This is a genomic window from Bacillus sp. 522_BSPC (assembly GCF_001076885.1).
GTDB lineage: Bacteria > Bacillota > Bacilli > Bacillales > Cytobacillaceae > Niallia > Niallia hominis.
This window is the reverse complement of the sequence record NZ_JVDT01000261.1, coordinates 1-22,154: the sequence shown is the minus strand read 5'-3', so window position 1 is coordinate 22,154 and position 22,154 is coordinate 1. Positions and strand designations below refer to the sequence as shown.

The window sequence follows — 22,154 nt, the reverse complement described above, 5'->3', positions numbered from 1 at the left end:
GAAAAGTATACGATGTATACACACTCCCCTGATCGGAGTGTATAATAACTCCTTCTGGCTGATTGCGTTTATCCAAAGCATCCTGCAGTGTATCAATTACTAATGTCGTTTGTTGATGATTATAAATCTTATAAGCTACGATTTCATTATTATACAAATCCATAATCGTAGACAGATATAATGTTTCGCTGCCATACTGGATATACGTAATGTCCGTTACCCACTTCTCATTTGGTTTACTTGCACTAAAATCACGATTAAGAATATTAGGTACAATGACTTCACTTTCTCCCTGCGATTTCCACTTGCGTTTTGGTTTCACCTTACACTGCAAATGATGCTTCTGCATAATGTTTTGAACTGTGTTCCTATTAAGATGAATATGATGTTCTCGCTTTAGAATAGCTCTAATTTTCCTATGACCATTTCTATATTTAGTAGCCTTACAGATTTCAATAATTAACTCTTCATGTTCATTCCGATATTCACCAAACCCTTTAGTCCAACGATAATAGCTAGCACGTGGAATCCCTAAAACTTTTAAAATGGAAGTAACGGTATATTTTTCACGAAATTGTTCAACCAATTGTACTACTAGCCCTTTATCGACTCCTTTCTCATCGCCATATACTTTTTTAGAATTTCATTCTCCATTTTTAGGTGAGTTAGTTGATTACTTATTCGCTCGTCCTTACTTAAAGAATCGGGCCCATGCCCAAATGTATATTGTTTACCAATTGGCTGATCAAACCGATACATTTCTCCATTTTTGTACCATCTCATCCAAGTTTCAATTTGAGTTTTATTTTTGATTTTGTATTTGTTCATAATTTCCCGTGTTGTTAATTTTCCTTCAAGCTTATCTCTTACTACCGCCCATTTAATCTCTTTTGTATATACAGTTTTTTTGCCCACGCAAAAACACCTCCGAATAATGTCACAATACTTATCTCAAGTATTGCCATTTTGGAGGTGTTTTATATTGTCTCACTATTTTAGGTTAGTCCAGATCTATGTCCTTATCTCATTTCTTACTTTTTTAGATTCATAATATGTTTACTTAAATATTCCTCTATCTGCATGTATCTCAATATTGGTGATTGCAATGCTTTTGTTTCTTTTTTTGCATATTCCCGCAATTCTTTTAAACAATCTTGGTATGTTTCATTTATAATAAGTTCAAGATTTATCCCGTACTTATCATAAATCATACCTTTTACAATACTTAGTTGATATATTTGACTATTGTCCCGTGTTGTTTTATTATCTTTAACAATTGGTGACCATAACATATAATGTTTTTGATAGTTTGGAAGATACTTTTCGGCATAATCTATGTCTTTACTAAATTTATCAAATAATTTCTGTATATTATTATTCTTATAATCTCTTCCTACATATAGTAACCCTGTAGTTAAATGGGTTGTGGATTCACAAATATACGCTTCATTTATTTTTAAATTAATGCCTACCACATCAATTTCACCTTGAACATCTTTTGTATAAAGATTTTTTTGAACAAAATCACAATCTTTTATGTATTCCAAATATGACGCAACGATTTCTTCCCCTATATTCATAGATACCCCCGTAATACTCTTTTATTCTAAACGATACAAAAATTTTCTACGCCGCATGTGGAAGATATCTATAGAAAATCAATACTTTTAATCTCCAAAACAATATTCGTATTTCTTATTGATCTTCTCGGCAATAATCTTTAAGAATGATTCTACTGTCATATGCTCTACATCCCTTGTATACCATGCTAGTTTTGCACCTTTATGTTGACCATCATAGCTCACTTCTATTGGCCAAAATGTATTTGTTGCATATGTATAATCGAAATGAATATAGAGTTCCTTTCCTTTTGGGCATTCTAGAATAACCTTATATACTGGATTTTTTCCTTCTGTATTAAATTTTACCTTTTTGATTTTTGCTAGCATATTGACCACCCTTTCTGTTAATATTAATCACCATCGATGTATTTTCCGCAAATTCAGATGGATGGATAAATTAACCTAGTCATATTATACCATTATCATTATTAGAAATTGTTGAAGCAAGCTCTGATTTGCTCATAATAGAAAAAGGACAAGGTATCCCCTGCCCAACATACGCTTATACTTTTCCGTTTAACCTCTACTCATTTTTTCCTTAGTCTTTTCAAAAAAAGTATTCACCCGCTTCCCAATAGCCTCCTCTGAAATGGTCAAAAGCTTACCATCACCGACAATCTGCTTCCCTTTCACATACACATCCTTGATAGCATTTGGCTGCATCGAATAGACAATATTTGCAATTAAATTAGTTTTTGGTAATAATGACAAATCATTCGTATCAATCGCCACAAAATCAGCTTGCATTCCCTGTTCTAATTTTCCGATTGGTAAACGCAGGATTTCTCCAGCATTTTTTGTGCCCATATCAAATACTTGCTGGGCATTTACAATCGTTCCATCCAATCTATCAACCTTTTGCAAAATCGAGCACATTCTCATTTCCTCAAAAACAGAAATGCGATTATTGCTACATGCACCATCTGATCCCAATGTAATGTTCACACCTGCCTTCACCAAATCAGGAATCTTTGTAATTCCATCAGCTAGAAACATATTGCTAGATGGACAATAAGCAAGAGAGGTGTTTCTAGAACCAAGGAGGTCTATTTCAGCTTGTTCTAGCCAAACCAAATGAATCGCGATCATTCGCTCATCCACTACTCCTAATGAATCTAAGTAATGGACTGGTCTAAGCCCATATTTCGCTAGCGTCTCTTCCACCTCAAAGGGTTCTTCTGCTACATGAATATGGAACGGTGTGTCAATCTCACAAGCAAGACGATGCCCGGCTTTAATCATTTCCGGAGATGCGGCATGTGGACTATGCGGCGCTGGTTGGATATGGATCATCGAATTGCCTTGATATTTCTTCGCAAGCGCATAGGTTCTGGAAACAGCATCATCAATTGTCTCGATATACGCTTTTGGAGCACCGTCCCAATCATACATTGTTCGTGCTAACACAAGTCTGATCCCAACATCCTTCGCAGCCTGGATAACTGCTTCATCATAGGCTATCCCATTGTTATGCACATAGAAAAAGTCACTGACCGTTGTTACCCCATAGCGGAGCATTTCTCCAAAAGCAAACAAAGCACCAGTGTAAATCGCCTCTTCATCTAAGTAAGGCGTATATTTATATAATGCCTCATCTCGCCATTCCAAAAATGGTCGATCGACCGCAATCCCTCTCAGTAAACTTTGAAACGAATGATTATGCGAATTAACAGTGCCTGGAATAATCGTTTTTCCTTCTAATGAATGAACCATAGCCCCTTTATACTTTCCCTTTAACTGCCCAGTCGGACCTATTTCCTTAATCACTCCATCTTCCACATATAAGCTATATTGTTCTTTAAATGTTCCGTTCGTATAAACACTATCCCCTATAAATAAATTCCCCACCGATTTACCTCCTTAAAGACTATTATCCAATGCCAAAATAGAATGCAGTAAAACATTGCCGACTTTTTCTATGTCCTCCATCCTGCTCTCCTCTTCAGGACAATGACTTTTCCCAGCTAAACTCGGAACAAATAACATACAAGCTTCGGTGATTGATGCCATATGGGCAGCATCATGGCCTGCCATGCTCCCTAATCGGTAAGACGGAAAGCCAAGATTAACCGCCTGCTCCTCACAGCATGCCATTAACTTTTCACCCATCGGTACAGGCGATTGATCAAGCTTTACTAAACGCTTTATCTCCACCTTTCTATGTCTATGAATAATTTGCACCTTCTCTTCCCATTTTCCTAATACATCCTGAATTTTCTCCCTCGTTTGCCCTCTAATTTCTAAAGAGAAGGTTACTTCGCCTGGTATAATATTCGTTGCATTTGGCTGTACGAAAACCTGGCCAATTGTCCCAACAACCTCTTCATCAGGGTAGTTTCGTAAAATATCTTCTAGGGCAAGCGCCATGCTTGCTGCTGCTAAAAATGCATCCACTCTATCCTTCATTAGTGTTGTCCCTGCATGATTCGCATCCCCTCTAACCGTTACTTCTTCACGGTAAATCCCAGTAATACCCGTTACAATTCCAACTGGGATATCACGTTGCAGCAACCTTTTCCCTTGTTCAATATGAACCTCCAAATAAGCGGCAAATTCACGAGGGCTTCTTACTGCATTTGCAAAATTATTTGGATTTCCCCCTGCATCTTGTAAAGCCTCTGTTAATAATCTTCCGTCTGTATCTGCTACACCTATAATATCTTCAGCTGTTAATTTTCCAGTTATCGCTCTACTGCCAAAAGTGGAGAAACCAAATGGGTTAGGCTCCTCTGCGCTGAATGAAACTAGCTCTAATGGATGCATTGTTTTTACGTTATTTTCTTCTAACACACGCATCACTTCCAATGCGAGAATCACTCCAAGCGCTCCATCATAGATGCCGCCATTTGGAACTGAATCAATATGAGAACCAAATGTAAGAACAGGTAATTCTGGATTAGTCCCTTCTTTTCTCCCCCAAATATTTGCTGCTTCATCTACATGGACAGCTAGATTCAAGGAATGAAGCTCCTGCTTTAACCAATTTCTCGCTTCCATTTCAGCGGGAGTAAATGTCGTCCGATCCATCCCTCCATTTGCATTACGACCAATCTCCCCTAAAGCAAACAGCTTCTGTTCTATTCTTTGTTTATTTACATTAAGCATTTTCCCCCTCGCTCCCTCTCGTAATTCTTTCAATCTATGATTAACAACCAAACTCCCCTAACCAAAAGTCAGGAGAGTTTTAGATTGTCATTTCTTAAAAAAACAAACTATAAAAGCAAAAATGCCAGTGGCGTTACAATAATCAGCGTCAGGATTGTTCGCTCAATCCAGATGACAAGTAATTTAGGAATACTTATCGGAATATCTGTTGATAGAATACAAGGAACGAGAGAAGAGAAAAAGATAACGGCTGAAACGGATAACGTACCAATGACGAATCTAGTAATTAATTCCGCCTCTGCTACAAGCCCTGCTGGCAAGAACATTTCTGCAATCTCAACGGCTGATGCTTTTGCAGCTAGCATCGGATCTGGAATTTGCAGGATCCATGTAAATGGATAGAAAATCATTCCGATAATATCAAAAACCGGTGTATATTCCGCTAACACTAAGCCGAGTAACCCAACAGATAATATCGATGGCAAAATAGCCATTGTCATAATAAATCCATCTTTTAAATTACTAACGATATTTTTATAGATTGGTAATGAATGATCAACAGCCTCCATCGCTTGTTTCCATGCATGTTGAAATCGCTTCTCTTTAATGACCTCTTCTGGATTCGCATTTCCTTGATAATACTCCTCACTCATTCTGTTAAGTGGCCATATGCGCACCGTGATAGCTGTTACGGCAAATGTTACAACTAACGTAACCCAGAAATAAATATTCCAAATGTCCATTAAACCTAGTGTTTTCGCCACAACGATCATAAAGGTGGTAGAAACAGTAGAAAACCCTGTTGCAATAATTGTTGCTTCTTTGATATTGTATTTTCCTTCTTTATACACTTTGTTTGTAATCAACAGACCAATCGAATAGCTTCCTACAAAGGATGCAACAGCATCAATCGCAGAACGACCTGGAGTTTTCCAAATAGGGCGCATAACTGGCTGCAAAAGGACTCCAATAAATTCTAATAATCCATACCCAGCTAATAATGCTAAAAACACAGCGCCAATTGGTACAAGCACCCCAACAGGAATCACTAGCTTATCAAATAGGAATGGTCCCATTCCTGGTTCAAAAAACCATGCAGGTCCAACTTTAAAAACATAAAATATCGCAAAAACAAGACCGATGATTTTGAAAAAGGATAAGACGATATTGACCGCATTTTTTTTCCATGATTTATTAACAAATGGATAAATAGCGCCAAATAAGATAATGAGTAATGCATAATATGGTAAGGCCGCTGGAACGGATTGTTGAACATAGGTGACTAGATGATCGAGTGGAATTGTGGAGCTGTCATTGATGGTAATAGGAATAAAAAATGTAAAAATACCGATTAAGCTATAAACAATAAACTTAAAAACTTTTAGACTATTATTTGGGCTTTTTTCTTCTGCAAAAGGGATTTGTTTTTCCGTATTTTCCATGTAAGTTCCTCCATTTTATGATTTTTTATACATATTGCTTTTGGTGGAGAAAAGGCTAGTAATCTCCACCAAATCATTACCACCTTCATTGAAGCTGTTTTTGTATAACGACTGGTATTCCTTTTTTTATCACAGTATCCACATGGTTCATTCCATACTGATAGGATAGGGTTAGGTAATTGGGTACATCGAAAATGGTTATGTCTGCTTGCTTTCCTTTTTCCAAGCTCCCTATTGTGTCAGCACGGCCAATGGCATGTGCTGCATTGATAGTTGTTGCGGTTATAACTTCTTCTGGTGTCATGCCCATTTTCAAGCATCCTAAATTCATAATGAATGGGAGTGATAGGGTTGGCGAGGAACCTGGATTGGCATCTGTTGATAGGGCTACAGCAACTCCTCTATCTATCATTTTTCTTGCCTCTGCAAATTCTGCCATTAGGAAAAATGCGGTACCTGGTAATAAAACAGCTATGACATCACGCTCTGCCATCTGTTCAATCCCTTGACTAGAAGCTCTTAATAAGTGATCTGCAGATATCGCACCTACTTCAGCTGCTAGTTCTGCCCCTCCGTATGGTTCAATTTCATCGGCATGAATTTTCGGAATTAATCCATGTTCCTTCCCAGCTTCTAAAATGCGGCGTGATTGTTCTGGCGTAAACACACCACGCTCACAAAAGACGTCATTAAAAGTTGCTAAGCCTCTACGTGCCACTTCTGGAATCATCTCGTCAATGACTTGATCAACAAATCGTTCTGGATGGTCTTTATCTGCCAGCGGGATAGCATGTGCTCCCATAAAAGTAGAAACGATATCCATGTGATGATTCTGCTGTAGTTTTTTTGCAACCTCGAGTTGTTTTATTTCATGCTCTAGGGACAAGCCATAGCCACTTTTAGCCTCTACTGTTGTCACACCATGGGTTAAAAATTTATCTAATCTAGCTTTTGACTCCGCATATAATTGCTCAAATGATGCTTCCTGTGTCGCCCGAGTGGTGGCATGAATCCCTCCCCCTGCGTTCATAATATCCATATAGGTTTTTCCTTGTAGACGCTTCGCATATTCATTCTCTCTTGTTCCTGCATGGACTAAATGTGTATGGGGATCAATTAAACCAGGGGTTACCGTCTTATTCGTCGCATCTATATGATTTGCAGTCGCAATCAATTCTGAATATTTTGCTTCGATTGCACTTGTTTCTCCAACATCAAGAACCTTGCCATCCTGAACGAGTACTGCTCCATTTTCTATCACTGTAATCTCGCTCATTGCTTGTTTTTTAGCTGGCTTTTCAGAATGACCTTCCACCGTAATTAGTTGTGCTGCATGTTTAATAAACAATAGATCCGTCAAGCATCACACCTCCGCATTTTTTAGCATCGGAATATGGATTCCTTTTTCTTTCGCAGTTTTCACAGCAGATTCATAGCCTGCATCGACATGTCTAACTACTCCCATACCTGGGTCTGTCGTCAATACTCGTTCGATTCGCTTTTCCGCAGCTTTTGTCCCATCTGCAACAATGACCATGCCTGCATGAAGTGAGTAACCCATCCCAACACCGCCACCATGATGAACACTCACCCAGCTAGCGCCACCGACACTATTGATTAATGCATTTAAAATCGGCCAATCTGCTACCGCATCACTACCATCCTTCATTCCTTCTGTTTCACGGTTTGGTGATGCAACAGAGCCAGAGTCTAAATGGTCACGTCCGATAACGATTGGTGCTTTCAATTCTCCACTTGCCACCATATCATTAATGATTTTTCCAAACCTTGCCCGTTCCCCATAGCCAAGCCAGCAAATGCGGGATGGTAAGCCTTGGAAACTGATTTTGTCCTGTGCCATTTTGATCCACTTACATAAAGATTCATTGTCGCTAAATTCCCTTAAAATAACCTCATCTGTTTTGTAAATATCTTCCGGATCACCTGATAATGCTACCCAACGAAACGGCCCTTTTCCTTCACAGAATTGAGGACGAATATACGCTGGGACAAAGCCAGGAAAATCAAAGGCATTCTCAACCCCTTCATCTTTTGCAACCTGGCGAATATTGTTTCCATAGTCGAATGTTACTACCCCTTTAGCTTGCATATCTAACATTGCCTGCACATGTGTTGCAATACTTTTTTTCGCTAATATGGTGTACGTTTCTGGATTGGTATTTCTTAATTCTGCTGCTTCTTCAAGCGACATTTGTGCAGGTACATAGCCGTTCAACGGATCATGGGAAGAGGTTTGATCTGTTAGTACCTCTGGAATAAATCCTCTCTCCAACATTTGAGGTAAAATTTCAGCAGCATTTCCGAGTAAGCCAATCGAAAGAGCACGACCTTTTTGCTTTGCCTCTTTTGCCAAACGGATTGCCTCTTCCAAGCTATCTGTGGAGATATCCAAATATTTCGTTTCTAGTCTGCGATCAATACGATGTTGGTCCACCTCTATCGCAACACACACGCCTTCATTTAAGGTTACTGCTAACGGTTGAGCTCCACCCATTCCGCCAAGACCAGCAGTTAGTGTGATTGTTCCTTTCAGGCTGGATCCAAAATGCTGACGGGCACATTCTGCAAAAGTTTCATAAGTACCTTGAACAATCCCCTGGCTGCCGATGTAAATCCAGCTTCCTGCAGTCATTTGCCCGTACATCATTAATCCTTTTCTATCTAATTCATTGAAGTGGTCCCAATTGGCCCATGCAGGAACAAGATTGGAATTGGCAATTAACACTTTTGGCGCGTCTTTATGTGTTCTAAACACTGCAACTGGCTTTCCTGACTGAACAAGTAATGTTTCGTCCTCCTCCAATTGCTTTAATTCCTTTACAATCGCTTCATAGCATTCCCAGTTACGAGCGGCTTTCCCTATACCTCCATAAACAACTAATTGATCGGGATTTTCTGCTACTTCTGGATTGAGGTTATTATTTAACATCCGTAATGCTGCTTCTGAGATCCAATTTTTCGCGTGTAATGTAGTACCTGTATATTGTTCGACTTGTCTTTTTATTTGTGTCACATGTACCATCCCCCTAAATGATTAAATTTTCTTATAATTTAAACTTTATCAAAATTAATAAATTATAATAGGTAATTAACTTATGAAAAAGGATAGTTATTTACGGGTTATATCTGACAAGCATGATGAAAACGGTTAAATTTATGATAATTATTTTGGATTCGATAAAAGTATTAGATATAGAACATATCTAACTTTTTTAGGAGATATAGTTCGTTTCATTTCTCTCCATTGCAATCTCGATTTTAAATGATGATAAAAACACAAAAAATCCAAGGATTCTCTAGCAATCGATTTCTCAAAAGGAGAATCCTTCGAATATTAAAGTGTTTGCTGCCTGATAAATTCTCTTGGGGATAGTCCTGTTTGTTTTCTAAAGATGCGGCTGAAGTAATTTGGGTTATTAAAGCCGACTAATTTTGCTGTGTTTTGGATTGGTGTATCGGAGGTGCTTAAGATGTCCTTTGCCTTTTGAATACGGATATTTGTCAGGATTTCTCGAAAGCTTCTATTGTTTTTGTTTGTTAATAAATAGCTGAAATAGGATGGACTACGACCGATATGATTTGCTACTTCGACTAACGATAAATCAGAACGATAATAATTTTTTTCCATATAAGTAATCGCTGCTTCCATGATGTCCAGCTTCGGTTTTTCTACTCGTTGATTTTGGATATCAAATAAGTAATCAATAAACAAAATTATTTCCTGGACAATTCGATAAAGAACACTATAATTTAAGATTTTATTAAAAACATCCTTATAATAATTCTCACTGCTGCTATCTTGCAGTCCGCTTTTAATCATAAAGCGACGAACCTGTGCAAGAATACTCGTTAACCTTGTTCGAAGCATACTAGGAGAAGGATAAGGACTTTTCATACTGAAAAATTCTCCGTACATCCATGCCTTAATTTCACTAATTTCCTTTTCATCAAGCATATGGACCCAATCCCGTTGCTGTTCCATCGTTAAAAAAGGATCTCTTTCGACCCAATCGTGAAAATCATTGGCGAGAATTACTTGGCGGTATCCTGTATAAAACGTTACGTTAATTGCTTTTCTTAAGTGATTATATGTCTGGTAGAGAGAATGCTGGTCGCGATGACTAATCGCAATTGCAAGAGGCGCATCATGCTCGATTTCCCATTCTCTTAAGAAACGCTTTGCTTCATTGATTTCATCCTGCAGTTCATGTTGAAAGGCAAGGACAAGATGATCACTCGTTGAAAAAATAACAGGCTTGTAATAAAAATCAAATTCATTACTAAATACTCTTATTTCATCCAATGCATCATTCCATTCACTTTCTATGAGAAATACTGGATATTCATACGGAATCATATCATCAATAAACAGTGCTTCATATTTCGAGTCATATGCTGTTCTCGAGGTATTTTTTTCATCGTTCAAAAGGGGTAATTGCATGCGCATTAATTCTTGAAAGGCTTTCTTGACGAGATTCGGCGTTAATGGTTTTACCAGTAAATCAACTGCTTTGACGGACATCGCCTGCATTGCACGCTCAAATGTAGTTTCAGCTGTAAGAGTAACGACCTTCTTTGCATATCTATTAATATAGGATTGAACCATCTTCCAATGGGTGTCTGGAATCATATCTAATTCAATAAACAAAATATCCGGTAAATCTGTTTCAAGCACTGCTAATACTTCTGCCAGTTCATTTCTTTTTTCCATGATAAAATCTGGGGATGAATATTTTGAAACAAGCCATTCTATTCCATTCACTTCTTGCCTGTCACGATCTGCAATCAAGATTTTAAACATAAAAACCTGCTCCCTTATTCATAATGACTTTGACACTATTATAACAGTAGACAGGCATTAGAATAATGCTATAATTTTCATTCTTAAATCTCTGAATCGATTTCAAATGATTCCTTCAATGCTTTACTTAACTTTTCGATATCATCCGCGAAAATCCGATCCTCCTCAATTGGAGCAACATAGTTTCTTACTTGCTCCACTACCTTTTTCGTAAAAGCTCCCATTCTATCTTTTCCGCGAATTTCCGCAGCTTGAGTCGCACAAATTAATTCAATCGCTAACACTTTTCGTGTATGTTCAATAATTTGATAGGCATGCCTCGCACCAATGGTCCCCATACTAACATGGTCCTCCTGATTTGCAGAAGACGGAATCGAATCCACACTAGCTGGATGGGCAAGAATTTTATTTTCCGACACCAATGAAGCTGCGACATACTGCATAATCATCGCCCCAGATTGCAATCCAGGCTTCGAGCTTAAGAATGCTGGCAAATCATTTAATTGAGGATTAACTAATCGTTCAATCCGCCGCTCCGAAATATTCGCCAATTCTGCCATCGCAATCCCCATAAAGTCCATCGCAAGTGCAATCGGCTGACCATGAAAATTCCCGCCAGAAATAACCTTTTCCCCATCGTTAAAAATTAAAGGATTATCTGTCGCTGCATTCATCTCTATTTCTAGTTTATGTTTCACATACTGCAACGTCTGCCAAGTAGCACCATGCACTTGGGGAATACAACGAAGCGAATAAGCATCCTGAATACGTAGTTCCCCTTGTACCGTTATTAGCTTACTACCAGCAAGATATGCGCGCATTCGCTGAGCGACATCAATTTGTTCTTGATATCCTCTTGCTTGGTGCACGTCATCATCGAATGCATCAATAATTCCCCTTAATCCTTCCATCGTAACTGCGGCAATTTGTTCCGATTGATAGGCTAGCTTCTCCGCTTCTAAGTAAGCAACAGCACCCATAGCAGTCATTGCTTGTGTTCCATTTATCAGTGCTAGCCCTTCCTTTGCGGAAAGCCTGATTGGTTCTATGCCTTCAGCTTGTAAAGCTTCCAATGAAGGTCTTCTTTTTCCTTTATAAAATACTTCTCCTTCTCCGAGAAGTGCTAAGGCAAGATGAGATAAGGGCGCAAGATCGCCGCTTGCTCCAAGGGATCCTTGCTGTGGTATGACGGGATGAATGGCTTTATTGAGAAGTGCTAGTAATCTATCAATAATGAGCGGTCGAACTCCTGAATATCCTTTTAGTAAGGCATTCGCCCTTAGAAGAAGAATAGCTCTTGAAACCACTTCAGCAAAAGGTTCACCTACTCCACAAGCATGGGAATGGATTAAATTGAGCTGTAGTGTTTCTACATCTTCCTTATCAATACGGACGTCGCTTAATTTGCCGAAGCCCGTATTAATGCCATAAACCGTTTTTCCTTGGTTTACGATTTCTTCGACGGCTTTTCGACTGTTTTTTACTTTTGTTAGGCTTTCTTTTGATGGTTGGACGGTTTCGTTGGTGTAGAGGATTTTTTTTAGGGTGGGTAAGGTTAGGTTGTTGCCGGTTAGGGTTAGCATGGTGGGTTCCTCCTTTAGGTTTAATCGGGTATAATACAAAAAACCTAATTTCTATTTTCAAGAAAAACATAAGTATTTGATTATTAAAAATTAAGTATATGGATTTCTATCATCCTTAAATTATATCCATTAAGATAATATATAGTGGGGAAGGGATTTAAATACCTTTACCCAGTAATACTTAGTAAAATAGTTTATGACTTCCTTATTAAAAATTAATCGCTTTTCTTTTTACAGAGTAATTTTACTTTCACTTTAAATATATGTTCATTACTTTTAAAATAACGTAAAAAAACCTCTACTGTTAGAGTAAAGGGCTCCGTTTTGAGGTGCTTTTCTTTAAATATGTGCCGATTTGATAGTGGCATTGGTATATAAAATGGGAATCTTTCCATTGGAATTGGCGAGTTTCTTTATTTGAAAGGCAAAATCCTTATTTATATAAGAACTCACTACTTACTTTTGGTACGATTAACCCTAATGCAGTTAAAATGAGAATCTCTTGAACTCACTCCCTTTTAAATAAGATGTTTTGTCCTGAATCGAGTAGTGCGGACCTTCTCGAACCCTCGATATTCTCTAATAATCCATGCATTACAAATAAATTCATAAATTTCATCTGTAAGTACAAATTGTTTCTTAGACTTTGGACTTGCAAAGCCACTCACCAAATGTTCCGGAGGCTTAATTTAATGATTCCCCCCCAAAATTTATGTAATATGGACTATTAATGTTTTTAGAAACGCTGACTTACAAGTTTCAGCCAATGCAAAAAATGGGTGTGTGAGTTTTATACAAAACACACATACCCATTTAATATTAGCCTATATATTTGGAGGATCGCTTTAGTCTACTATCCACTAATCTCACTCACCAACCTCAAACCCATCAAGCATCGCACGCACTTCATCCGTCGACTTTGTGCTCATCAATTGATTTCTCAATTCGCTCGCTCCTCTAAATCCTTTTACATATATCTTAAAAAAGCGATGAAGAGCTTGGAATGGACGTGGCTCTAATTCACTTGAATATTTATCATGAAGATCAAGCTGCAATCTTAGGAGATCCAAATATTCCTTGCTGCTATGCTCTTTCGGTTCTTTTTCAAAGGCAAATGGATTTTTGAAAATACCACGCCCTATCATAATTCCATCCACACCATATTGCTCGGCTAGCTTCAAGCCCTTTTGACGGTCAGGAATATCCCCATTGATTGTCAAAAGGGTATCTGGCGCAATGCGATCACGGAGCTTTTTGATTTCTGGGATAAGCTCCCAATGGGCATCTACTTGGCTCATTTCTTTTCTTGTACGCAGATGAATGGAGAGATTAGCGATATCTTGTTCCAGTATATGTGCTAACCAATCGTGCCACTCTTCTATCTCCGTATAACCAAGTCTTGTCTTCACACTTACCGGTAATCCTCCTGCTTTTGCCGCTTGGATTATTTCTGCAGCGACTTCTGGACGTAGGATAAGGCCGCTTCCCTTCCCTTTAGCTGCCACATTTGGTACAGGACAGCCCATATTAAGGTCAATCCCCTTAAATCCAAGCTCCGCCATACCAATACTCATTTGGCGAAAATATTCGGGCTTGTCCCCCCAAATATGGGCAACCATTGGCTGTTCATCTTCGGTAAAAGTTAGTCTTCCACGTACACTTTGTTTACCCTCTGGATGACAATAGCTCTCCGTATTTGTGAACTCAGTAAAAAACACATCTGGTCTCCCTGCTTTACTCACCACATGACGAAAAACAACATCTGTCACATCCTCCATTGGTGCAAGCACAAAAAATGGTCGTGGCAAGTCACGCCAAAAATTCTCTTTCATATCTATTCAAATCCTTTCAAAGGGACAAGGGGACAGACCCCTTGTCCCTAATAAGTACAAAATTCATGATTCTTTTACACTTATACCATTTTTCACTAACTTTTATCAAACTAAAGAAAATTTTAACATTATATACTATGTTAAAAATGTATGAAGTGCCTATTTAATATAGTATAGATGGCAGCCAAAAAGGAAGCAAAAGAACTCCCCTGCTTCCTTACCTAATCCTATCTGTTCCCTTCAATTCCCCAACAGTAGCTGCACCAATTCCAAACATAGTCATCTGTAATTCCAGCTCTCGAGTCTCAAAAAGTTCAATTAAATCCTCTGGTGATTCTGTAGCCTCTTTTAAAATCGACCGGGCAAAGCCAACCATATCTGATCCAAGCGCGATAGCCTTAGCAGCATCCATTCCATTTTTGATTCCACCGCTTGCGATAATCGGTTTATCAATCGCGTCTTTAACAGATACAATACATTCGGCAGTTGGGATCCCCCAGCTACTGAAAGCTTCTGCTGCTATTTTCTTGATTTTCTCTTTAGAGCGTAGTTTTTCCACTTGGCTCCATGATGTACCGCCTGCACCAGCGACGTCGATAAATGAGATGCCAACGTCGGTCAATTTTTTCGCGATGGTGCCATCAATTCCGAAGCCCACCTCTTTTGCACCAACGGGAATATCTAGCTGTGTACATACTTGCTCAATACTCCCCAACAAATCTTTAAAATTCCGATCTCCTTCTTGTTGTACAATCTCCTGAATACTATTCAAATGAAGAACGAGCATATCCGCTTCCGTCATCTCGATAATTTGTTTACATTGGTCGATTCCAAAGCCATAATTAAACTGAACCGCACCTAAATTAGCGATGATTGGAATGGTTGGTGCATATTTTCGAACTTGAAAGGATTCTCGATATTTTTCATTTTCAATCAGTGCTCTTGTAGAACCTAAGGCAAATGCCCAACCTCTTTCCTCTGCAGCAATGGCCAGATTTCGATTTATCGTCCCCGCCATTGCTGCTCCACCGGTCATCGAGCTTACCAAAAAAGGCGTCTTCATTTTTTTAGCTAAAAACGCTGTATCTAATGTAATCTCATCAAAATCAATTTCCGGCAAGGCGTTATGTAGAAAACGATACTTTTCAAGACCAGTCGATATGTTATCACCTGTTACTTTTTCATTTAAAACCAACTCAATGTGCTGGGCTTTTCTTTTATCAATTGAATCAGTCATTTTTCCAAACTCCAGTCTAATTATATTTGGTTGCAGGGAGGATATCTAATGGAACAATACCAGCATCCTGCCATTGTTTATGTAATCGTTCAAGCTTGTCTGTACTTGTAAAAGCAATTCCACAATCACCGCCACCTGCACCAGACGATTTTCCGGCGCCATAACAATTAGCAATGGCAATCAATTTTTCTAAATGAATCGTTTCAATTGCGCCACCAGTCTCTTCACTTAACTCTAGCAATGCCAATCGATTAGCGGATAAGCTAGCCATCATTAGTTCCATATCGCTCTGTTTAAACCCTTCTACCATTGTCGATACAGCATCACGGCTTTTACGTAAAAAATCTCCATAAATAGTAGAATTTTTCTGTTTAAGCGGCTCAATCTTCTTTATTAAAGAAGCTGTTTTAGCAGAACTACCAGTCCAGCCGACAGCAAGTACTAATTCTTCAGGGGCTTCTAGTGGCTCGATCTGTAGATGTGGCCACTCTTCTTCTACCAATGGAGTAATAGATCCGTTCTCTTTCAGCCTTTCTTTTAACCAGCTCGCTTTAAACGCTGTATAGTGGAGCCAACCACCATATGTCGATGCTGCCACATCTGCACAAGAACCACTCCCTTGTGTCTGATAATGAGCGATTGCAGCTAGTTTGAAAATAAGGGTTTTCGAAACAGGCAAGAAATCTCTATACAATGTTAAAATAGAGGAAACAACAGCGACAACTACGGCTGCACTTGACCCTAGTCCATATTTCCGGCCAGAATCGGCATCATCCAATTCACTCGTTATCGTCAGGGAAAAAGGCTTGGTTTCAATAGACCTTTCTTGTAAATATTGATGCACCACAGCGATTGTATTTTTTATAAAATCTAATCTTGTGTCTTCCTCTTCAAAAATGACTTGTCCACCCTCAAATCGACAAGCAACATTAGGAAGACCCAGCTGCGGCAAAGAAAGAGTCTGTTGTTCACTCTTTGTAATCTGTGCTGTAATAAACCTATCAACTGCTACAACAATCGCCGGATAACCAGGTTCTAATACCGCATATTCTCCGGCAATAAATAGTTTCCCTGGAACTTTGATTTCATGCATCCAGACTCACTCCCTTTATCCATTCCACTCTGATAAATATTCAATCCCAGGTCCTGGATGACATACAATCACATCACGGACAGAAGGCAAAGCAGCAAACTTTTCTTTAATTATCTGTTCATTCTTCGGTTCACAAAGCACTTTTACATTCGGCCCTGCATCAATGGTGAAGTAAGCTTCTATGCCTTGTTGGCGCAATTCCATGACCTTCTGCATAACGTCAAACGTTGCACTTTGCCAATATAAAAATGGCGGCTTTGCTCCTAGCATTGTAGCGTGCATTTTCAGGGCATTCGCTTCTGCGATTTCTCCTAGCTGCGTAAAATCGCGCGCTTTAATGGCTTCCTTTATCCCCTTTAAATCCTCTTCTATTGTTGCTAACCAGCCATCATAGAACGGAGACGTATCTACAGTCCGCTGCATGCCATCTCTGCTCGAAACAGACTTCGGCCCAGCTTCCACTACCACAGATAGAACAGTCACATCCCACGCTTGTTCGTCTATGATTTGTGTCGCAAACGAATCTGTTCCGTCCGTTTTCTCTCCTTTTTGCCATTCAACAAATCCGCCAAAAATAGAGCGAGAAGCAGAACCAGAGCCTTGACGAGCTAAAGCAGACAGCTCTGTGCCTGATAAATCTAACTGTAATGCTTTACTTGCAGCTGCTGCTAATGCTGCATATCCGGAAGCAGAAGAAGCAAAACCGGCAGCTGTCGGCACGTGATTCACCGATGTCACTGTTGCAAAGGTTTTAGTCCCTGCAATATTGCGTACATGATTAAGAAAAGTGGTTATTTTCCCTATCTCCTGATCCGAGACTTGGTTTCCATCTAAGACAAGAGAATCCTTTTCAAACTGATCCGAAAACTGTACCTTTGTTTCCGTATAAAAATGATCCAAAGTAATCGATAAACTACTGTTCATTGGTAAAAACAACTTAGAATCGCGTTTCCCCCAATATTTTATTAATGCAATATTCGTGTGCGCACGAGCGATCGCTTCCATTAACCATACTCCTCATTAATCTAATTAGCATTTAGCTATTGTGTATTGCCATGTTTGAGTAGCACCAGCTTGAACCAAGGCATCTGCAACCTTTTTGCCGATAGTCTCATTTTCTACTAGTGCCAAAATACAACCACCACGGCCACCACCTGTTAATTTCGCTCCTACTGCTCCAGCAGTTCGAGCTGCTTCTACTAGGCCATCTAATCCTAGATCACTGACACCAAGTAAAGAGAGCTGTTGATGTGCTTGATTTAATTTATCGCCAACCTTTTGATAATCACCAACTGCAAGTCCTAACCGTACATCTTCTGTCAATTTGCCAAGTAATGTAATGGATTCCTCGATTTGTTTCGGCTTCCTTTCATACTTGTCTCGAATCGATTTCACTGCTGAATACGTATCGCCAATCCTGCCACTATCTGCTACAACCAAATGAAAGGGAGCACCTATTTTCACCATTTCAACCTCTTGTTGTTTTTGAAACCAAATGGGATTGGCGCTAGATGCTGCCATCATATCGATCCCACTTGGCGTTCCATGAGCAAATTTTTCGGCACGTTCCACCAATGCCATCAGCTGACTATCCTTGAGACTCTGATTGAAGAAAGCAAAAAGACCGCGAACAAGTGCAATCGCAATCGCTGCACTTGAACCTAGTCCACGCCCAATTGGAATCGAGGAGGCAATCCGAATATGTAAGCCTGATGAACGTTTTTCAAGAACCTTCAATGTTTGGATGACACAATCACCAATTCCCTCCATCTTTTCAGGAATCTGTTCAATTGGTCCTTGATAAAAGGGGCTTTCGATTTGGATCGTATTTCCCCCAATCGTTTTCACTGTTACTTTTACTTCTATTTGTTTAAAAGGAAAAGCAATTGCCGGTTGCCCATAAACAACGGAATGCTCCCCAATTAAAATCAATTTACTATGTGCTCGGCCTACCGCAACTTTTTGTGGAGTTTCAAGCATCGATATCCCCACTTTCACTGAATAAATTGGATGTTTACCTAGATGTACCTCTTTTGTCTACATTTTAAAACCAAGTAATGATCCATGGTGCTGAATAAAGGATCATAAACTGAACGCCATAATTCACGCCCCAACGGTGAAGCATACCAGCAAATAACCCGATAACTAGTACACCAATAATATTAATAAAACCAGCGTCCATAAAAGCTAATAATAGCACAAGTCCGAAAAATAGTCCTAGAATTGCTTCATGGGGAACCCACCGAAACACAAAGGCACAAATTTTATGGGCGTATTTGACGGTAACAAAATAAGTGATCGCAAGGGCAATCGTTGCACCGGTAAGCGTCGCCCAGACAAAGTCTGCATTTGATAAGATATGATGCAGGTTATGCTCTGTTGTAAAGACTGGCGGCGCATTAAAAAGGGCATTAGCTGGACCAATCGCCATTGGAGACAAGGGAATACCGAGTGCAATTAAAGGAATCAAGGTTCCAGAAATATACGTAGCATTTGTCAGCCCCTCCATTGATGCAATCGCAACAGATGCTTTTTTCACCGGATCCTTTACTCTACTTGAAAAAAGTTCTCCAAGAAATATAGTCATGCCGACAGGGCTCATAATGAAGGTGATAGAACCGATAAAACTGGCAAGTACACTTGATGCGGTTTCCTGCTTTGTCAATATTTTAAAAGGACTAGGAAATCCTTTAATGGGATTTGTTTGCGCAAAATCAATCGTTTTCTTTGGAAACCTTGGCATACTATCTCGCTTTTCTTTATGTAAAAGTTCAAATATGGTCAAAATGACGGGACCAATTGTAATTCCCAAGAAAAAGGAAATGAAGACATTCGTTCCCTCAGGCACTACTCCGATTCCCCAATAGAGATGGCGCAGGCCTTCAATTAGTAAAGCAAATGGAAGAATCGATACAAGTGCTAACACTTTATTTTTGGTCATTAATGCAAGTAAAACGGCACCAATGAAAAAGAGCGGGTTTGCATATTCTTTGATGACATCAGAAAATGGTATTAAGGCTTGTGCCATAAGTAAGCTTACAGGAACCGAAACGAGCGTCCCAATAACAGAGCCAGATGCCATTTTGCGAATACTGATATCAGGCATACCATGTTTTTTTAATACGAGTGCATGCTCTACCATTGGGGTTGCCATCACCCCGCCAGGAATACCAGCGAGCGCAACTGGAATCGAATCCGTTACTTTATTAGCCACAATCGCAGAGATAAAGAAGGTTAAGACCACAATTGGCTCTACCCCTGCCAATACGATTGCTAACGTCACCGGAGCTAATACAGCTGTTTCATCTGTCCCTGGTGCAACGCCGATTATTGTATATAAAACAGCTGCTAAAACGGCAGCAGCAATCATCTCTATAATTAATACAATGTCCATTATTTTTCTCCTGTTCCCTTAAAGTTTCTTTTTGGCTTAATGATAAAACTACAAATGATAAACCCAATAAGTGCACCAGCGAGACCAAAAAACAACGGCTTCGGTGCTTCGTTTGGCGCGATAAAATAGGCACCCATCGTGGTTATAGCACAAATGGCTATTGCCAAAACCAAATCCTTTATTCGAACAAGATCCTCCCAGACCTCAATATTATCGTTTGCCTCTTGCCTATTTTTATTATCCATAAAATCAAACTCCTTGTATTTAATGATCATAAATGAGCATACTGTTAGATTCCGCTTCCCCACGAAGATTATACACTAAATCCCATATGCTGAAAACGATTCTCAATTGAATTCTAAAAAATAAAATATATTTCCATGGTTGTTATACCACAAATTACGTATGGCATAACCACTTCTTTTATTTTAAATAGTGACAGGCACCATAAATAGACAGTTGTCTTTTTATAGTGCCTGTCACCTATTTTTTGTCACCTATTTTTGATATCCATTTTGAGAATATAGGCATATGATATAAAGATTTTAAAGGAAGGGGACAAAAAAATGATGAATTTTAATCAAATAGGCATGAGGTCACATCATGGCGGTGGTGGTCATGCATCAGGTGGCCATGGTGGACACAATAATTGGCATCAACATGGCGGCGGACATCCAAATCCAAATTGGGGAAATGGTGGAAACTGGCATCATCAAGGTGGACATTATCCAGGAGGAGGATTTGCATTAGGTACTCTTACAGGATTAGCACTTGGCGCTGCCGCAACACCAACTCCTTATCCAGTACCTGCTCCTTACCCGTATGCGTATCCTTACCCATCCCCGTATCCTTATCCATATTCGAATCCTTATTATCCAGGATACTAAAGGGATCAGGGGACAGATTTCTTGTCCCCTGAAACATTAATTGTTGAGATATCATTTCTCTACAATCTTCTAAACCTTTGACCATTCCGTTTGTCCTATTATCGTTAATTAAAACGTTTACCCATCTAACAATTGAATTTTTTCTAATATGACTCTACAAGTTTATTTAGTATATTAAATTATCTGGCTTATCGCATTCTACATCAATGATTGCTTCCACTTGAATTAATCAATCGCACTTGCTTTATTGATTCCTAATTTCAGAAGAAGCTCTCCTTTAAAAAATCTCCAATATGTACCCTAGATGGAACAACATAAATTAATCCCTATTAGCATGAAATTTCAATGTCTTCACCATATAGTCATAAGTGTGACCATTAATCTGTATCTCTTTATCTTCTTGATATCCTATACGAATGTATAACTTTTTTGCATAGGGATTATCCTTGGCAACATTGAGGGATATTCGCTCATATCCTTTCTGTAACGCTAATTCTTCAGCCTTCCTCAACAATTCTGACCCAATTCCATAGCCCTGAAACTTTGGTGAGACAGAAATCGTATCAATATATAAATCTCCAATATCCGCCTCTTGATCAAAGTTAATGTTCTGATTCCTTGTTTTTCTTCTTAAACGTTCAAGTAGAGGCTTGTCCAATTGGTAAGCATCTGTGCCAGAATAAGTTACGATAATTCCAGTTATCTCGTCAAAAATATCCGCAACTATCACATTTTGATAGCTAAGACGATTGTTTTCTTCACGAAAAAATTTTGCAAGAGTCGTATGAATATTTTCCACCTTCGTTTGACCGGTTAACTGCTCAGTGATATCTCCAATTGCAAGATGAATTAGTTCTACAACTTCTTCTGCATCTTTTTTGATAGCTGGTCTGAAATTCAATTCTTCTGGGATAATATCTTCCCAACGAAGTCCAAATGTTGCACCACCATCCGTGTGACCAGCTATAAAATAAAATTCATCGTTTGTATCATATTCAAAATCATCATGCTTGAATCTATTCTTTTTCATTTATTTTACACTCCGAATGTCATATTTGATGACATAATTATAGCAAAGTAAGAAGCTGGGACCAAACTAAATAACTAATCTTTAAAGACGAACAATCTTTAATTTAT

20 protein-coding genes are annotated in these 22,154 nt (G+C 38.9%); 1 reads left to right on the top strand and 19 read right to left on the bottom strand.

The annotated features are described in order from the left end of the window. The 18 genes from ADJ83_RS21740 to ADJ83_RS21655 all read right to left on the bottom strand — a co-directional run. The coding region (locus tag ADJ83_RS21740) for an IS3 family transposase (RefSeq protein WP_048717144.1) at positions 1-586 on the bottom strand (586 nt) is incomplete at its 3' end. A gap of 8 nt (positions 587-594) precedes the next feature. After that, positions 595-915, bottom strand: coding sequence for a transposase (locus ADJ83_RS21735; protein WP_016200952.1), 321 nt, complete (start codon positions 913-915; stop codon positions 595-597). Positions 916-1,031: 116 nt separating this feature from the next. Beyond that, entirely contained in the window at positions 1,032-1,580 is a 549-nt protein-coding gene (locus tag ADJ83_RS21730) for a hypothetical protein (protein WP_048719082.1), read from the bottom strand. Between the two features lie 87 nt (positions 1,581-1,667). After that, the gene (locus ADJ83_RS21725) at positions 1,668-1,949 is read right to left on the bottom strand and encodes a hypothetical protein (RefSeq protein WP_048719080.1); all 282 of its coding nucleotides are present in this window, start codon (positions 1,947-1,949) and stop codon (positions 1,668-1,670) included. Between the two features lie 189 nt (positions 1,950-2,138). Next, a complete protein-coding gene (locus tag ADJ83_RS21720; RefSeq protein WP_048719078.1) occupies positions 2,139-3,470 on the bottom strand; it encodes an amidohydrolase family protein in 1,332 nt (443 codons plus the stop codon). A gap of 12 nt (positions 3,471-3,482) precedes the next feature. After that, complete coding sequence (locus ADJ83_RS21715) at positions 3,483-4,727, bottom strand: Zn-dependent hydrolase (protein ID WP_031536451.1); 1,245 nt, start codon at positions 4,725-4,727, stop codon at positions 3,483-3,485. 107 nt (positions 4,728-4,834) lie between these two features. Then, positions 4,835-6,169 carry a YjiH family protein gene (locus ADJ83_RS21710; protein WP_035416227.1) on the bottom strand — a complete coding sequence of 445 codons (1,335 nt, stop codon included), beginning with the start codon at positions 6,167-6,169 and terminating at the stop codon, positions 4,835-4,837. A gap of 85 nt (positions 6,170-6,254) precedes the next feature. After that, a complete protein-coding gene (gene hutI, locus ADJ83_RS21705) occupies positions 6,255-7,529 on the bottom strand; it encodes an imidazolonepropionase (RefSeq protein ID WP_031536453.1) in 1,275 nt (424 codons plus the stop codon). A gap of 3 nt (positions 7,530-7,532) precedes the next feature. After that, positions 7,533-9,212, bottom strand: a complete 1,680-nt coding sequence (hutU, locus tag ADJ83_RS21700) for a urocanate hydratase (RefSeq protein ID WP_031536454.1) — start codon at positions 9,210-9,212, stop codon at positions 7,533-7,535. Between the two features lie 312 nt (positions 9,213-9,524). Next, positions 9,525-10,991: a helix-turn-helix domain-containing protein gene (locus ADJ83_RS21695; protein ID WP_031536455.1), complete on the bottom strand. Its 1,467-nt coding sequence runs from the start codon at positions 10,989-10,991 to the stop codon at positions 9,525-9,527. Between the two features lie 83 nt (positions 10,992-11,074). After that, complete coding sequence (gene hutH / locus ADJ83_RS21690) at positions 11,075-12,574, bottom strand: histidine ammonia-lyase (protein ID WP_031536456.1); 1,500 nt, start codon at positions 12,572-12,574, stop codon at positions 11,075-11,077. Between the two features lie 866 nt (positions 12,575-13,440). After that, positions 13,441-14,406: a tRNA dihydrouridine synthase gene (locus ADJ83_RS21685; protein WP_031536457.1), complete on the bottom strand. Its 966-nt coding sequence runs from the start codon at positions 14,404-14,406 to the stop codon at positions 13,441-13,443. Between the two features lie 217 nt (positions 14,407-14,623). Next, on the bottom strand, positions 14,624-15,643 hold the full coding sequence (gene fni / locus ADJ83_RS21680; protein ID WP_031536458.1) for a type 2 isopentenyl-diphosphate Delta-isomerase: 1,020 nt from the start codon (positions 15,641-15,643) through the stop codon (positions 14,624-14,626). A gap of 16 nt (positions 15,644-15,659) precedes the next feature. Then, positions 15,660-16,736: a phosphomevalonate kinase gene (locus tag ADJ83_RS21675; protein WP_031536459.1), complete on the bottom strand. Its 1,077-nt coding sequence runs from the start codon at positions 16,734-16,736 to the stop codon at positions 15,660-15,662. Positions 16,737-16,751: 15 nt separating this feature from the next. Further along, positions 16,752-17,741: a diphosphomevalonate decarboxylase gene (gene mvaD / locus ADJ83_RS21670; RefSeq protein WP_031536460.1), complete on the bottom strand. Its 990-nt coding sequence runs from the start codon at positions 17,739-17,741 to the stop codon at positions 16,752-16,754. A gap of 24 nt (positions 17,742-17,765) precedes the next feature. Continuing rightward, on the bottom strand, positions 17,766-18,716 hold the full coding sequence (gene mvk / locus ADJ83_RS21665) for a mevalonate kinase (RefSeq protein WP_031536461.1): 951 nt from the start codon (positions 18,714-18,716) through the stop codon (positions 17,766-17,768). Positions 18,717-18,780: 64 nt separating this feature from the next. Next, the gene (locus tag ADJ83_RS21660; protein ID WP_031536462.1) at positions 18,781-20,130 is read right to left on the bottom strand and encodes a tripartite tricarboxylate transporter permease; all 1,350 of its coding nucleotides are present in this window, start codon (positions 20,128-20,130) and stop codon (positions 18,781-18,783) included. After that, positions 20,130-20,375 carry a hypothetical protein gene (locus tag ADJ83_RS21655; RefSeq protein WP_031536463.1) on the bottom strand — a complete coding sequence of 82 codons (246 nt, stop codon included), beginning with the start codon at positions 20,373-20,375 and terminating at the stop codon, positions 20,130-20,132. Before ADJ83_RS21655 ends, ADJ83_RS21660 begins: the two co-directional genes overlap by 1 nt. A 321-nt stretch (positions 20,376-20,696) precedes the next feature. Between ADJ83_RS21655 and ADJ83_RS21650 the strand changes: the two genes are divergently transcribed. Then, positions 20,697-21,017 carry a hypothetical protein gene (locus ADJ83_RS21650; RefSeq protein WP_414630350.1) on the top strand — a complete coding sequence of 107 codons (321 nt, stop codon included), beginning with the start codon at positions 20,697-20,699 and terminating at the stop codon, positions 21,015-21,017. A gap of 319 nt (positions 21,018-21,336) precedes the next feature. On the opposite strand, the gene ADJ83_RS21645 is transcribed toward ADJ83_RS21650, so the two are convergent. Beyond that, positions 21,337-22,047 carry a GNAT family N-acetyltransferase gene (locus ADJ83_RS21645; protein WP_048719076.1) on the bottom strand — a complete coding sequence of 237 codons (711 nt, stop codon included), beginning with the start codon at positions 22,045-22,047 and terminating at the stop codon, positions 21,337-21,339. Positions 22,048-22,154: the final 107 nt, after the last annotated feature.